Raw genomic sequence first — 15243 nt, forward strand, 5'->3', positions numbered from 1 at the left:
CCCGGTCATACGTCCTCCCCGGCCCGTACGATCCGCCCTGCCCAGAAGAACCCCGCGCCCTCCAGCACCCCGCCCGCGAGCAGGCAGCACAGCCCTGCCGGAGTGTGCAGCAAGGTCCACAGCGGATCGGCCCCGAGGGCAGTGCCCAGCAGCAGCCCACCTGCCGGAAGCAACGCGAGGACCAGCACCGTCGACCGCGCACCGGCCAGTTCCGCCCGGAGACCGGCTCGTTGGTCGCGCTCGGCGCGCAGGGCGCCCTCCAGCCCTTCGAGGCCGGCCGCGAGTCCGGCACCCCCGTCCACCGACACCCGCCAACAAGCGGCCGCACCACGCAGGCCACCCGCACCTGGCTCCTGCCCCGCGCGCCGCAGCGCCTCGGGCACGTCCCCGCCGAACCGCGCTGCCGCCAGTACCGCGGCCTCGGCCGCACCCAGGGCCCCGGAACCCCGTCCAGCAGCCAGCAACGCCTCTCCTGGCTGCTTACCGGCCCGCAGTTCGGCAGCCACCGCCCCGCACAGTGCGATCACCGCGTCGGTCCGCGCCAGCCGGTCCCGTGCCGCGGCCACGGCCCGCAGCCGTCGGCCGAGGAACGGCACCGCCAGCACCCCTGCCAGGAGCGGCAGCACCGATCCACCCAGTACGGCCACAGCTCCGGCCACCACCGGACAGAGCCACTCCGGGCGCAGACGCTCACGCACCCGGCTGCGGAGCGAATCGCCCCACGGCGTCACGCTCTTCACCCCACCGCCGGCGAACAGCAGCCGCCCCCTGCGCAGTCCCCGCTCCCGCGCGCCCAGCATCCACAGGGCCCCGCCCGCACAGAGCACGGCCAGAAAGACCAGAGCTGTCACGGTGCGCCCCCGATCATGGTCCGCAGCCTGGGCCATCCGCGTCCCTCGGTGAAGCCCTCCGCGCCCCAGCGCAGCGCGGGCACCGTCATCACCAGCCCCGTCGCGTCCCGCTCCAGCACATGCACCTCGGCGACCCTTCGCCGTCCGCTCCGATCCCGTACGAGATGCACCACCACCGCGAGCGCCGCCGCCAACTGACTGTGCAGGGCGGCCCGGTCGAGCCCGGCAGCCGTCCCGAGTGCCTCAAGACGGGCCGGAACGTCGGATGCGGCATTCGCGTGCACAGTCCCGCAGCCTCCTTCGTGTCCGGTGTTCAGCGCGGCCAGCAGCTCGGTGACCTCGGCCCCGCGCACCTCACCCACCACCAGCCGGTCGGGCCTCATGCGCAGGGCCTGGCGCACCAGATCCCGCAAGGTCACCCGGCCCGCGCCCTCCTGGTTCGGCGGTCGCGACTCCAGCCGGACCACGTGCGGGTGCTCGGGGCGCAGTTCCGAGGAGTCCTCTGCCAGCACAATCCGCTCGGCGGGCCCCACCAGGCCCAGCAGGGACGACAGGAGTGTGGTCTTGCCCGAGCCGGTGCCACCGCTGACCAGGAAGGACAGCCGGGCGTCGATCAACGCCCGCAGCACCTGGCCGCCGCCCGGCGGGACCGTGCCCGCCGCCACCAGCTCCTCCAGTGAGAAGGCCTTCGGCCGCACCACCCGCAGCGAGAGGCACGTCGACCCGACGGCCACTGGTTCGAGCACCGCATGCATCCGTGTCCCGTCCGGCAGGCGTGCGTCCACCCAGGGCCTGGCATCGTCGAGCCGGCGCCCGGCCACGGCGGCGAGCCGCTGGGCCAGGCGGCGCACCGCTGCCGCGTCCGGGAAGGCCACATCGGTCAGTTCGAGTCCAGCACCACGGTCCACCCAGACCCGGTCGGGCGCGGCGACCAGCACATCGGTCACCGCGGGATCGGCGAGCAGGGCCTCCAGCCTTCCCGAGCCCACGAGTTCGGACCGCAGTTCCTCGGCGTGCCCCAGTACTTCGGCGTCCCCCAGCAGCCGTCCCTGGGCGCGCAGCGCAGCTGCCACCCGTGCCGGTGTGGGCTCGGCCCCGCTCTCCGCGAGCCGCTGGCGTACGGCGTCGAGCAGCGGCGGCATACCGGCGGGAGACGGTGGCCCGACGGACGCAGGTGTCGTGATCACGAGACACCCCGACCCGACAGTGCCTGCGCCCAGAACGCCGTACAGAACCTGGCCAGTGGCCCCCGGGCCCGACCGCCCGGCGGAGCACCGCCGCTCTCCGCTGCGAGCAGCCCTTCCTCGGAGGGCAGTTCACCCGCGAGGGGCAGCTCCAGCGCCCGGGCCACCCACTCCTCGTCCAGCCCCGGCGCGTAGGGCCCGCGAACCACTGCCCGCAGGTCCTGGAGGACCATGCCTGCCATGGAAGCCACCCTGGCTGCGGCAGCGACCGCCCGGAGTTCCCCCGGCACCACCAGGAGTCCGAGGTCGAGCTGGGCGAGCGCCTCCGCGACGCCCTCGTCGACCCGCCGGGGCAGATCCACGACGACGACTCCGCCGCCCCTGCGTGCGGCTGCCAGAACGGCGCGCATCGCCTCCGGGGCGATCACCACGGAGTCCGTCCGGTCCCAGCTGAGGACACGGAGCCCGTGCAGCTCCGGCAGGGATTCCTCCAGCGCCCTGCCGGCCACCCGTCCCTTGGAACGGGCGAAATCCGGCCACCGTCTGCCCTGCGCGTGCTCGCCTCCGAGCAGCACATCGAGCCCCCCGCCCAGTGGGTCCCCGTCGATGAGCACGGTGCGCTGTCCGCTCCGGGCCGCGGTGACCGCCAGCGCGCACGCCAGCGTGGATGCCCCGGCTCCGCCCCGGCCGCCGATCACCCCGACGGTGAGCGCCTGGTCCCCCGCCCCTTCGGCCACGTCCGCGATCCGCTCGACGAGCCAGCTCTCGGCGTCCGGCAGCCGCAGCACGTACTCCGCTCCGATCTCGACGGCCCGCTGCCAGACATCGGGGTCGTCCTGGTCCCTTCCCACGAGGTACACCCCTGGTCTGCGGGTGCCCCCGCGCACCCGGGCCGCCGCGTCGTCCCCGACGAGGATCAGCGGCGCGCCCTCCCAGCCACCCTTGTGCTCGGGCACCCCGTGATGGACCTCCGGCTCGGCGCCGGCCGCGGCGCACAGCCGCAGCAGGTCGTCGAGGAGCGCGGCGTCCTCGGTGACGATGAGCGGTCCGCCCCGCCGTTTCCCGGCCGTCGGCAGCCGATCGGATGTGATGGATCCAGCCACGATCCCGCCTCCCTCTGACAGTGATTCCTTCGTGCCTCGAAGTCGCAGCGAACGGCCGCCGACTTCGCGATGGGAATCACCGTGCGGGGATCCGGGAAATTAAGTGGATCTTCCTCGAAAACTGTGGACAACTCACCGGTTGTGAATATCTCCCCCACTCTTTTCAGTGACTTCCGGAGAGGAGTGCAACGACTACTGAGCGTCACGCGTATTCAGTGTTGAGGACCACCACAGCCGACCGGAGGAGAGTGCCGCAGATGACTACGGAGCAGCTGCTGACGCGGAGGGGGCACCCGAAAACGTGTCCGGACATGCGACGACCCCAGCCGGGGGGGAGAGCTGGGGTCGTCCCCACGTCCGACTCGGGGGGGGAGGAGCCGGACGGGGATAACACGGTCGCGAACGATCCGTGACTTCCATGGTGTACCCGAGAGCCTTCTCAGGCAAACCCACGCGCCGCCGCGTAAGCCGAATGGCGGGCACCTATGCTCAGAGTTGTGGAAAACCACTCGTCGCCTCGTACCGCCGCCTTCTTTGACCTCGACAAGACGGTCATCGCCAAGTCGTCGACACTGACCTTCAGCAAGTCCTTCTATCAAGGCGGCCTGATCAACCGCAGGGCTGTACTGCGTACAGCGTACGCTCAGTTCGTATTCCTGGCAGGTGGTGCGGACCACGACCAGATGGAGCGGATGCGCGAGTATCTCTCCGCCCTCTGCAAGGGCTGGAACGTCCGGCAGGTCAAGCAGATCGTCGCCGAGACCCTGCACGATCTGATCGACCCGATCATTTACGACGAGGCCGCTTCCCTCATCGAGGAGCACCACACCGCCGGGCGCGATGTGGTGATCGTCTCCACCTCGGGCGCCGAGGTGGTCGAGCCGATCGGTGAGCTTCTCGGCGCCGACCGGGTCGTCGCCACCCGCATGGTGGTGGGCGCCGACGGGTGCTTCACCGGCGAGGTGGAGTACTACGCCTACGGCCCCACCAAGGCCGAAGCCGTGAAGGAGCTCGCCGCCTCCGAGGGATACGACCTGGCACGCTGTTACGCCTACAGCGACTCGGCGACCGACATCCCCATGCTGGAGTCGGTCGGCCACCCCCACGCTGTCAACCCGGACCGGGCACTGCGCCGCGAAGCAGGCGCCCGCGAGTGGCCGATTCTCGTCTTCAACCGGCCGGTGCGGCTGAAGCAGCGGCTGCCCGCCCTGCGGATGCCACCGCGGCCCGCACTGGTCGCCGCGGCAGCGGTCGGCGCCGCGGCAGCCACGGCCGGTCTCGTCTGGTACGCGAACAGGGGCGGTCGGAGCAGTGCCCGGCGCGGACTTTTTGCCCGAGTTTGAGACCAAAAGTAAAGAAGTGGAGCAGAGGGTTCCCCTCGCCCCGCGAAGAGGAGTACAAAGGAGTCAACGGCCCGCGAGACCAAGGACATCCGAGAGGAAGACCTGAAACCGCAGAAGGCCCCACGGACCGAGCACGAAAACTGAGTACCCACGCGACGTCGACCCGTCGATTACGGGCCAGCTGCACCAGGCAACGGGCGAAGCTCCCGGCCTGATGGGCAAATATTCGAGGACGCTTGGTAACCCGGTGGACGTGCCAGCGGCGGCACCTTTCGGTGCCGCCGCATTTTCGTGGAACGAGCCCGGACTGCCAGCAGCAGCCACCCCGGGCACCCCGACCCGGCCCCGGCCGACCCGGACCCCGCCCGGACCCCGCCCGGACCCCGCCCGGACCCCGCCAGGGCATGATCCAAACAAACAATTGGCCCTGCTAGGCCGCCCCGCGCTGAAGCGCCTCGCATACGGCTGTCGACTCCCGGACGCCCAGCTCGACCGCGCGACCGCAGTGCACGATCCACGCCGCCATACCCTCCGGGGTTCCCGACGCGTAACCGTCCAGCGCCGCCACGTACGCCGCGCGCCCCAGCTCCGCGTGACCGACCTCCGCGGGGCAGATGGACTTGGGGTCGAGACCGCTGTTGATCAGTACGACCCGCTCGGCGGCCCGCGCGACCAGGCCGTTGTACGAAGTGAAGGGACGCAGCGCGAGCAGCTCACCGTGCACCACGGCCGCCGTCACCAGCGCCGGAGCCGCGCTCCCCGCGATGACCAGCTGCGAAAGGCCCTCGAGCCGGGCGGACACCTCGTCGGCCCCCGGCAGCGGGAGCTCGATCAGCGGCTCGTCGGCCTTCTCTCCCGCCAGTCGCGGACGGCCGACCGCGTCACCGGAGTCCGCAGCTGCCACCAGATGCAGCCGGGCCAGCACACGCAGCGGTGACTGCCGCCAGATGGACAGCAGTTGACCCGCCTCGGCGGACAGCCGCAGCGCGGCGCCGACGGTGAGGGCCTCCGGGTCGCCACCGAAGTCGGTCCGCCGGCGCACCTCCTCCAGCGCCCAGTCCGCACCCGACAGTGCAGCCGATCCGCGCGAGGCACGCAGCGCGGCCTCGCCCGTGACCTCGGTGCTGCGACGTCTCATGACACGGTGCCCGTAGACCCGGTCGACGGCTTTGCGTACGGAGTCGACAGCGGCGCCGACACCCGGCAGCTGGCCCAGTGCGGCGAGAGGATCTGAGTGATCTGGAGGAGTCACCGGGGCTCCGGCGGCCGCCTTCCGGGAGAACGCAGTCATAGGAAGCGAGGCTACGCGTCCAGAGCAGCCACCCCACCTTGGAGTGGTCTTCTTCACTCACCGTACCCACGCACCGCATTCATCCCGCTACCCTTTGTGAACATGAAGATCGCTTTCGTAGGGAAGGGCGGCAGCGGCAAGACCACGCTGTCCTCTCTCTTCATCCGCCACCTGACCGCCAACGAGGCACCCGTCCTCGCTGTGGACGCCGACATCAACCAGCACCTCGGTGCCGCGCTCGGTCTCGACGACACGGAGTCCGCCGCGCTGCCCGCGATGGGCGCACACCTTCCGCTGATCAAGGAGTATCTGCGCGGCTCCAACCCGCGGATCGCCTCCGCCGAGACGATGATCAAAACGACTCCGCCGGGCGCCGGTTCCAGGCTGCTCCGGATCCGCGAGGACAATCCGGTGTACGACGCGTGCGCCCGTCCCGTCGCACTGGACGATGGCGACATCAGGCTGATGGCGACGGGACCGTTCACCGAGTCGGATCTCGGTGTCGCCTGCTACCACTCCAAGGTCGGCGCGGTCGAGCTCTGCCTGAACCATCTGGCCGACGGGCCCGAGGAGTTCGTCGTCGTCGACATGACGGCCGGCTCGGACTCCTTCGCCTCCGGCATGTTCACCCGCTTCGACATGACGTTCCTGGTGGCCGAGCCGACCCGTAAGGGAATCTCCGTCTACCGCCAGTACAAGGACTACGCACGGGACTTCGGGGTCGCGCTGAAGGTCGTCGGCAACAAGGTGCGTGACGCGGACGATCTGGAGTTCCTGCGCGCCGAGGCCGGTGACGATCTGCTCGTCACCGTCGGCCACTCCGACTGGGTCCGCGCGATGGAGAAGGGCCGCCCGCCGCGCTTCGACATGCTGGAAGCGGAAAACCGGCTGGCCCTCCAGTCCCTTCAGAACGCCGCGGAGGACAGCTACGCGCACCGCGACTGGGAGCGCTACACGCGTCAGATGGTGCACTTCCATCTGAAGAACGCGGAGAGCTGGGGGAACGAGAGGACGGGCACCGATCTGGCTTCCCAGGTCGACCCCGCCTTCGTCCTCAGCGAGCAGTACGCCGAGGTCGGCGCCGCTTCCTGAAGCTCTCTCCGGGAATGAGCCGGAGACGATCGGACGGACCGGGGAGGGGTCGGGGAGGGGTCGGGAAAGGCGAACAGCTCGGCCCGACCCCTCACTTACCCGTACCCGGCGCCCGCTCGGCGCCTCGTGAATTCGGGCTTGTTCGCCCTGACGCATCGACGGTTGATGTCCCTGGGGCTCGCCGTCGCCATCGGCGCCCCTCCTCGGAGCCGGACTGCTCGGACTACGGCTGGCGCACGACCTGCGCCATCACCGTCGGCGCGGGCCTGCTCCAGCGGACCGGCGGACCACGCCGGCACGCATCACCCCGCCCCGCACCACCAACCGGCGACGACGTCACCGGGGAAATCCGCATTCCTCTGGACATCTACAACGTCGACCGCCCGTCTGCGATCGGATGAGCGCCATGGAGCCCCCCGCAGTGGATCGATACCGGATCCGGGCCAGGCCGCATGCAGCCGGTGATCGAGTCAGCGGCGTCCCGCGCGGACACCGCGTACCGGGCCGTCCTCGATCACGTCCAGAGCTGCGCCGGCTCATGCCGCCGCGGCGTGAACTGCGGGAAGGCCATGGGGTTTACAGCACGCATGGCGCGACGCGAAGAACGCGGCGCCGGCGTGATCTGCGCGCGCTGCGATTGCCCGATCCTGCCCGGCCAAGCATGGCAGGAGTACGTGATCACCAGCGGCATCGTGCGGCACCGGCGGTCAGCATCCACCCCGTATGCCCGGTCCGAAAACTGCCGGTGCGCCGGCGCTGACACCTGGCTCCCGCTCGCTGCGGAGTGCGCCGACCGGCAGCGAGCGGGCACCGGGTTGAGCCAAGGGGCGGCGCGTGTTGTCGTAGTTGGCTGTGGGCTGCATAGGATCGATGGGGGTTGACCCGTTCCAGGGGGCGCCGGGACAATCGAATCTGCGAATTGGTCTACACCACGGATGGGTGTCTCATGGCGGATAACGAACGCTCCTCGCTCTCCAACCTGCTCAAGGAGGAGCGACGCTTCGCGCCGCCCACCGAGCTGGCCGCGAACGCCAACGTCACAGCGGCGGCGTACGAGCAGGCGGCAGCGGACCGGCTGGGCTTCTGGGCCGAGCAGGCCCGGCGGCTGACCTGGGCCACCGAGCCCACCGAGACGCTCGACTGGTCGAACCCGCCGTTCGCGAAGTGGTTCGCCGACGGTGAGCTCAACGTCGCGTACAACTGCGTCGACCGGCACGTCGAGGCCGGCAACGGCGACCGCGTCGCCATCCACTTCGAGGGTGAGCCCGGCGACAGCCGGTCGATCACCTACGCGCAGCTCAAGGACGAGGTGTCGCAGGCCGCGAACGCCCTCGCCGAGCTGGGCGTCGTGAAGGGCGACCGGGTCGCCGTCTACCTGCCGATGGTCGCCGAAGCGGTAGTGGCGATGCTCGCCTGCGCCCGGGTCGGTGCCGCGCACTCGGTGGTGTTCGGCGGCTTCTCCGCGGACGCCGTCGCCTCCCGTATCCAGGACGCCGACGCCAAGCTCGTCATCACCGCCGACGGCGGATACCGGCGCGGCAAGCCGTCCGCGCTCAAGCCCGCGATCGACGAGGCCGTGGCGAAGTGCCCGCAGGTCGAGCACGTGCTCGTCGTGCGGCGTACCGGCCAGGACACAGCGTGGACCGAGGGCCGGGACCTCTGGTGGGACGAGTTCGTGGGACGCCAGTCCACCGAGCACACCCCCGAGGCGTTCGACGCCGAGCACCCGCTGTTCATCCTCTACACCTCGGGCACGACGGGTAAGCCGAAGGGCATCCTGCACACGTCCGGCGGCTATCTCACCCAGGCGGCGTACACCCACCACGCGGTCTTCGACCTGAAGCCGGAGACGGACGTCTACTGGTGCACGGCCGACATCGGCTGGGTGACCGGCCACTCGTACATCGTGTACGGGCCGCTGGCCAACGGCGCGACCCAGGTGATCTACGAGGGCACCCCGGACACCCCGCACCAGGGCCGGTTCTGGGAGATCGTCCAGAAGTACGGCGTCTCGATCCTCTACACGGCGCCGACCGCGATCCGTACGTTCATGAAGTGGGGGGACGACATCCCCGCCAAGTTCGACCTGTCGTCGCTGCGGGTCCTCGGGTCGGTCGGTGAGCCGATCAACCCGGAGGCCTGGATGTGGTACCGGAAGAACATCGGCGCCGACAAGTGCCCGATCGTGGACACCTGGTGGCAGACCGAGACCGGCGCGATGATGATCTCGCCGCTGCCCGGAGTGACGGAGACCAAGCCGGGATCCGCGCAGCGCGCGCTGCCGGGCATCTCCGCGACGGTCGTCGACGACGAGGCGCGCGAGGTGCCGGACGGAGGCGGCGGCTATCTGGTCATCACCGAGCCGTGGCCCTCGATGCTCCGTACCGTCTGGGGCGACGACCAGCGCTTCATCGACACCTACTGGTCGCGGTTCGAGGGCAAGTACTTCGCGGGAGACGGTGCGAAGAAGGACGCGGACGGCGACCTCTGGCTGCTCGGCCGGGTCGACGACGTGATGCTGGTGTCGGGGCACAACATCTCGACCACCGAGGTCGAGTCGGCGCTCGTCTCGCACCCGGCCGTCGCCGAGGCGGCGGTCGTGGGCGCTGCCGACGAGACGACGGGGCAGGCGATCGTCGCCTTCGTGATCCTGCGGGGCGCGGTGGAGGAGTCGGCGGACCTCTCGGCGGAGCTGCGCAACCACGTGGGCGCGGTGCTCGGGCCGATCGCCAAGCCGAAGCGGGTCCTGCCGGTGGCCGAGCTGCCCAAGACCCGGTCCGGGAAGATCATGCGGCGTCTGCTGCGTGACATCGCGGAGGACCGCGAGCTGGGCGACGTCTCCACGCTCACCGACGCCTCGGTGATGGGCCTGATCCAGACGAAGCTGCCGAGCGCCTCCAGCGAGGACTGAGCCGGGCCGGGCCGGAGTTCAACTCGGCAGACAGGGTCCGAACTCAGCAGACAGGGCCCGGGAGCAGGTCAGCAGCACAGCAGGACAGCAGGTCAGCAGCAGGACCCGCAGTAGTGCGGGGCAGCGGAACGCCGGACGGGCTTGATATGCCCGTCCGGCGTTCTGTCCGTAAGGTGACGGAGAGACGATCACCGGTGCTCCCTGCCACCCCGCTGAGCCGCCCGCAGCTGGAAACAGCCCCGCCTCCGGACGCGCCCCGCCCCGCCTCGGATAACGTAGGGGCATACGAACTAGGTAAAGAAGTAGGTAGACGGGTGCGCCGGGAAGTCTGGTCGGCATGTGTTCTGTGCTGTCCATCTGACCGGAGGTCCCCCGCGTGGCCGCGCCCGCCCCGAAGCCCGAGCCCCAGCCCGAGTCACAGCCCCAGCCCGAGTCGCAGCAGCCCGAGTCACAGCACCGGACCGAGCCGCAGCGCTGGTGGCCCAAGTCGTTCCTGGGCCGGCTTCCGCTCCCCGAACGGACCTATCTCGCTGACGCGCTGCGCGCCGAGACGGTCGGGGGCCTGCTCCTCCTCGTCGCCGCCATCGCCGCCCTCGTCTGGGCGAACACCCCACTGAGCAGCAGTTACGACACTGTCAGCCACTTCCATCTGGGACCGAGCACCGTCGGTCTGCATCTCTCGGTCCAGCACTGGGCGGCCGACGGGCTGATCGCGGTCTTCTTCTTCGTCGCCGGGATCGAGCTGAAGCGCGAGCTGGTCGCGGGCGAGCTGCGCGATCCGAAGGCCGCCGCACTGCCGGTCATCGCGGCGTTGTGCGGGATGGCGGTACCGGCCCTGGTGTACACGCTGGTCAACGTCGTCGGCGGCGGTTCGCTGGGCGGCTGGGCGGTACCGACCGCCACCGACATCGCCTTCGCACTCGCCGTCCTCGCGGTCATCGGGACCTCGCTCCCCTCCGCCCTGCGCGCCTTCCTGCTCACGCTGGCCGTCGTCGACGACCTCTTCGCGATCCTGATCATCGCTGTGTTCTTCACCAGCGACATCAACTTCGCGGCGCTCGGCGGTGCGGTGGCCGGCCTGGCCGTGTTCTGGCTGCTGCTGCGCTTCGACGTACACGGCTGGTACATCTACGTCCCGCTCGGGCTGGTCATCTGGGGGCTGATGTACAACAGCGGCGTGCACGCCACCATCGCCGGTGTCGCCATGGGCCTGATGCTCCGCTGCACCCGCCGCGAAGGGGAGCGGCACTCCCCCGGAGAGCACATCGAGCACCTGGTACGGCCGTTCTCGGCGGGCCTCGCCGTACCGCTGTTCGCGCTGTTCTCCGCCGGGGTCTCGGTGTCCGGCCGGGCGCTCGCCGACGTGTTCAGCAGGCCGGAGACGCTGGGTGTCGTCCTGGGGCTGGTCGTCGGCAAGGCGGTCGGCATCTTCGGCGGTACGTGGCTGACCGCCCGCTTCACCAAGGCCGAGCTGAACAAGGACCTGGCCTGGGCCGATGTGTTCGCGGTGGCCTCCCTCGCCGGAATCGGCTTCACCGTCTCGCTCCTCATCGGGGAGCTGGCCTTCGACGGGGACCCCACGACGACCGCCGAGATCAAGGCATCGGTGCTGCTGGGCTCGCTGATCGCCGCCGCGCTCTCGTCCGTACTGCTCAGAATGCGCGACCGCCGGTACCGGGCCCTGTGCGAGGAGGAGGAGCGCGACGAGGACCACGACGGGATCCCCGACATCTACGAGGAGGACGAACCCGCGCACCATCTGCGCATGGCTGAGATTCTTGAAGGGAAGGCGGCCGAGCACCGCCGTCTCGCCGAACGGGCGGGGGCAGCAAGCAAGGACGAGGACCGTCCGGCATGATCTGAAGTCAGATCACTCCGGACAGACCGTTCGTGACGACGCCCTCGGCGACGCCCAGGACAATGCCCACCACAACGCCCACGACAATGCGCACGACGTTGACATGACGATGACGATGCCCGCGCGGATGACCGCTCGCACAGACGAACGCTCGCGCAAGAGGAGAGGGATTCAGCGATGAGCCACCCCAGCAGCCCGGTCGGCACCGCCGACCGCAGTCTCGGTCAGCTGGTTGCCTCGGCGACCGCCGAGATGTCCGCCCTGGTGCACGACGAAATCGCCCTGGCCAAGGCCGAGCTCCGCCAGGACGTCAAGCGGGGCGCCGTCGGCAGCGCCGCGTTCTCGGCGGCCGGGATCGTGCTCCTCTTCTCCCTGCCGATGCTGAGCTTCGCCCTCGCCTACGGCATCCGGACCTGGAGCCACTGGAACCTGGCGATCTGCTTCGTCCTGTCCTTCGCCGCGAACGTGCTGGTGGCCGGCGTCCTCGCGCTGATCGGCACCGTCTTCTTCAAGAAGGCCAAGAAGGGCAAGGGCCCGCAGAAGGTCGTCGCGTCCGCCAAGGAAACGGCGGCTGTCATCCAGGGCGTCAGGCCGCACCCCCGCCCGTCCCTCGACAAGGCGGCCGTGCTGGTGCCCGCGGATGCTCCCCTCGCGGTCAACGGCGAGTCGTCAGCTGTGGCACGCTCGTCGGCATGACCGCTTCTGCCGAAATGGGCTCCGTTGTACGGATCGACGGGCCCTGGACCCACCGCGATGTCGCCGCCAACGGCGCCCGCTTCCACATCGCGGAGGCCGGTGACGGGCCACTGGTGCTGCTGCTGCACGGCTTTCCGCAGTTCTGGTGGACCTGGCGCCATCAGCTGACCGCGCTCGCCGACGCCGGGTTCCGGGCCGTCGCGATGGATCTGCGGGGCGTGGGCGGCAGCGACCGCACGCCCAGGGGGTACGACCCCGCCAACCTGGCCCTCGACGTCACGGGCGTGATCCGCTCCCTCGGCGAGCCGGACGCCGCGCTCGTCGGGCACGACCTGGGCGGATATCTGGCGTGGACGGCGGCCGTGATGCGGCCCAAGCTGGTGCGCAGGCTCGCCGTGTCCTCGATGCCGCATCCGCGCCGCTGGCGCTCGGCGATGCTCTCCGACTTCTCGCAGTCCCGGGCCGGTTCGTACGTCTGGGGCTTCCAGCGGCCGTGGCTGCCGGAGCGGCAGCTCGTCGCCGACGACGCGGCGCTGGTCGGTGAGCTGGTACGCGAATGGTCCGGGCCCGTCCGGCCGGATGAGGACGCCGTGGAGATGTACCGGCGTGCGATGTCGATCCCGTCCACGGCGCACTGCTCCGTCGAGCCGTACCGCTGGATGGTGCGGTCGCTGGCGCGGCCCGACGGCATTCAGTTCAACCGCCGGATGAAGCGTCCGGTGCGGGTGCCGACACTGCATCTGCACGGATCGCTCGACCCGGTGATGCGTACCCGCAGCGCGGCGGGATCGGGGCAGTACGTCGAAGCGCCGTACCGCTGGCGGCTGTTCGACGGCCTGGGCCACTTTCCCCAGGAGGAGGACCCCGAGGCGTTCTCGGCGGAACTCATCAACTGGCTGAAGGACCCCGAGCCCGACCGCTGACCTCGGGGCGGCCGAAGGTCTGTCGGGGGCGCGCCAGGAGGCGTGTCAGCGCGCGGTTCACCGGGCCGTCCGCGCATGTCCGGCGACCGGACGGGAACGCTTGTCCTACGAACAGCCAAATGCCTGACGCATAGGCCAATTGGCCCCGTGGGGCGCGATTACCGACCATGAGGCACGGGCAAACACGGTGGTATGGGCTGGACGCACGACTACGGTGACGCAGCACGCAACCGCCGCTCGGCCACGGGCCTGAGCACGTACGAGAGGGGCGGATCACACGACGGGGAGGCCGACGATCCACGTCTCGGCATTCCGCGCATCATCCGCCGCCGGGCCCGCTGGGTGTCGGCGCGGTTACGCCACTCCAGGCCGTGAGAAGCCCCGGCGAGGGCACTCGCAGCGAATCGGGCGCTCAGAGACCCGGGCAGTCGGCGGCACTGGCGCTCAGCTCTTCGTGAGGTAGCCGAGGCCCGGATGCACGTCCCGGTAGCCGTCGAGCAGCCTTCCCGCCACATTCACGGAGTCGACCAGCGGATGCAGGGCGAATGCCCGCACCGCGGCCCGCGCCGATCCGCTCTCCGCCGCCTCCAGTACGGAGCGCTCCACCGCCTTCACCGCTGACACCAGGGCCGCCTCATGGCCCGTCAGCTGCGAAACCGGCAGCGGGCGCGGGCCGTTGGCGTCGACCCGGCACGGGACTTCGATGACGGCGGCCTCATCCAGCACGGCGAGCGTGCGACCGCCGGCGGAAGCGTGCCCGTCTGGGGCGTGCCCATCGAGGGCGTCGCCATCGGGTGCGTAGCCATCGGGGGTGTTACCGCCAAGTGCGCTGCCGCCGAGTGCGACGCTGCCGCCAACCGCGTTGCCGTTGGGGACGTTGAGGATCAGCGTGGCGCTCTCGTCCCGCGCGATGGCCCGCATGAGGGCCAGTGCGACGTTCTCGTACCCGCCCGACTCCAGGTCGTCCGCTTCCCGTTCGCCCGCCCCCGCGGCCTCGCGGTTCTCCGCCATGTACGTCGCCTCCCGCTCGGCACGGGTGCGGTCCCACGCTGCGAGCGCGGGCGTCGACGGGTGCGCCATCTCGTCGTAGAACCGGGCCTGCTGGTCGTGCAGGAAGGCACCGCGGGTCTGCTCCGCCTGCTGGTAGGCGGCGACCGTCTCGCGGTTGAAGTAGTAGTAGTGCAGATACTCGTTGGGGACCGAGCGGATCGAACGCAGCCACTCCGCCCCGAAGAGCCTGCCCTCCTCGAAGGAGGTCAGCAGCCGCTCGTCGTCGAACAGCCGGGGCAGCACGTCCTGCTCGCCGACGTACAGACCGCGCAGCCAGCCCAGATGGTTCAGCCCCACGTAGTCGAGCCGCGCCGACCCGGGGTCGGCGCCGAGGACCCGGGCGACCCGGCGGCCGAGACCGACCGGCGAGTCGCAGATCCCGACGACCCGGCGGCCGAGGTGGGCGGCCATCGCCTCGGTGACAAGACCCGCCGGGTTGGTGAAGTTGATGACCCAGGCGTCCGGGGCGAGCCGGGCGACCCTGCGGGCGATGTCGACAGCGACCGGGACCGTACGGAGTCCGTACGCGATTCCGCCCGCGCCCACGGTCTCCTGGCCGAGGACACCCTCGGCCAGCGCCACCCGCTCGTCGGCCGCACGGCCCGCGAGCCCGCCGACCCGGATCGCGGAGAAGACGAAGTCGGCGCCGCGGATGGCGTCGTCCAGGTCGGTGGTGGTACGGACCTCGGGCGCATCCGGTACGTCCGCCGCCTGGTCGGCGAGGACGCGTGCCACGGCCGCCAGCCTGGCGGGGTCGATGTCGTGGAGCGTGAGGTGGGTGACCCGGCCCGCCGCGTGGTCGCGCAGCAGCGCCCCGTACACCAGCGGCACCCGGAATCCACCGCCGCCGAGAATCGTGAGCCTCACCGTGCGCCTCCCGCTGTCCTCACCGTGTACGCCTTTCCCGCTGTGTACGTCGCTGTGTGCGGTGCCGTGCACGT

Annotated in this window: 12 protein-coding genes; 7 read left to right on the forward strand and 5 right to left on the reverse strand. The window is 70.5% G+C overall.

The features are described 5' to 3' along the window. Window positions 1-5 precede the first annotated feature (5 nt). From OG210_RS12500 to ssd, 3 genes are read right to left on the reverse strand one after another with little or no spacing between them, the layout of a single operon-like run. Complete coding sequence (locus OG210_RS12500; RefSeq protein WP_328329566.1) at window positions 6-887, reverse strand: type II secretion system F family protein; 882 nt, start codon at window positions 885-887, stop codon at window positions 6-8. Next, entirely contained in the window at window positions 848-1993 is a 1146-nt protein-coding gene (locus OG210_RS12505; protein WP_328335549.1) for a TadA family conjugal transfer-associated ATPase, read from the reverse strand. The genes OG210_RS12500 and OG210_RS12505 overlap by 40 nt, the downstream gene beginning before the upstream one ends. A gap of 41 nt (window positions 1994-2034) precedes the next feature. Next, window positions 2035-3138, reverse strand: coding sequence for a septum site-determining protein Ssd (gene ssd, locus OG210_RS12510; protein ID WP_328329564.1), 1104 nt, complete (start codon window positions 3136-3138; stop codon window positions 2035-2037). Between the two features lie 485 nt (window positions 3139-3623). Between ssd and OG210_RS12515 the strand changes: the two genes are divergently transcribed. Beyond that, complete coding sequence (locus OG210_RS12515; protein ID WP_328329561.1) at window positions 3624-4481, forward strand: HAD-IB family hydrolase; 858 nt, start codon at window positions 3624-3626, stop codon at window positions 4479-4481. Between the two features lie 430 nt (window positions 4482-4911). Here OG210_RS12515 and OG210_RS12520 read toward each other — a convergent pair whose 3' ends face one another. After that, window positions 4912-5772 carry an oxidoreductase gene (locus tag OG210_RS12520; protein WP_328329559.1) on the reverse strand — a complete coding sequence of 287 codons (861 nt, stop codon included), beginning with the start codon at window positions 5770-5772 and terminating at the stop codon, window positions 4912-4914. Between the two features lie 102 nt (window positions 5773-5874). Between OG210_RS12520 and OG210_RS12525 the strand changes: the two genes are divergently transcribed. The 6 genes from OG210_RS12525 to OG210_RS12550 all read left to right on the forward strand — a co-directional run bounded on the left by OG210_RS12525 (window position 5875) and on the right by OG210_RS12550 (window position 13627). Next, the gene (locus tag OG210_RS12525) at window positions 5875-6864 is read left to right on the forward strand and encodes an ATP-binding protein (RefSeq protein ID WP_328329557.1); all 990 of its coding nucleotides are present in this window, start codon (window positions 5875-5877) and stop codon (window positions 6862-6864) included. A 946-nt stretch (window positions 6865-7810) separates the two neighbouring features. Next, window positions 7811-9775 carry an acetate--CoA ligase gene (gene acs / locus OG210_RS12530; RefSeq protein ID WP_328329552.1) on the forward strand — a complete coding sequence of 655 codons (1965 nt, stop codon included), beginning with the start codon at window positions 7811-7813 and terminating at the stop codon, window positions 9773-9775. A 493-nt stretch (window positions 9776-10268) separates the two neighbouring features. Then, a complete protein-coding gene (gene nhaA / locus OG210_RS12535) occupies window positions 10269-11633 on the forward strand; it encodes a Na+/H+ antiporter NhaA (protein ID WP_328335548.1) in 1365 nt (454 codons plus the stop codon). 177 nt (window positions 11634-11810) lie between these two features. Continuing rightward, a complete protein-coding gene (locus OG210_RS12540; protein WP_328329550.1) occupies window positions 11811-12329 on the forward strand; it encodes a phage holin family protein in 519 nt (172 codons plus the stop codon). Next, window positions 12326-13252 (forward strand): alpha/beta hydrolase, encoded by a 927-nt coding sequence (locus tag OG210_RS12545; RefSeq protein ID WP_328329548.1) that lies wholly within the window; start codon window positions 12326-12328, stop codon window positions 13250-13252. The genes OG210_RS12540 and OG210_RS12545 overlap by 4 nt, the downstream gene beginning before the upstream one ends. A gap of 192 nt (window positions 13253-13444) precedes the next feature. Further along, window positions 13445-13627, forward strand: coding sequence for a hypothetical protein (locus tag OG210_RS12550; protein WP_328329546.1), 183 nt, complete (start codon window positions 13445-13447; stop codon window positions 13625-13627). A gap of 69 nt (window positions 13628-13696) precedes the next feature. Here OG210_RS12550 and OG210_RS12555 read toward each other — a convergent pair whose 3' ends face one another. Next, window positions 13697-15169, reverse strand: coding sequence for a 6-phospho-beta-glucosidase (locus OG210_RS12555; RefSeq protein WP_328329544.1), 1473 nt, complete (start codon window positions 15167-15169; stop codon window positions 13697-13699). Between the last annotated feature and the right edge of the window lie 74 nt (window positions 15170-15243).

Origin of the sequence: Streptomyces sp. NBC_00466 (assembly GCF_041433995.1) — a bacterium.
Lineage (GTDB): Bacteria > Actinomycetota > Actinomycetes > Streptomycetales > Streptomycetaceae > Streptomyces.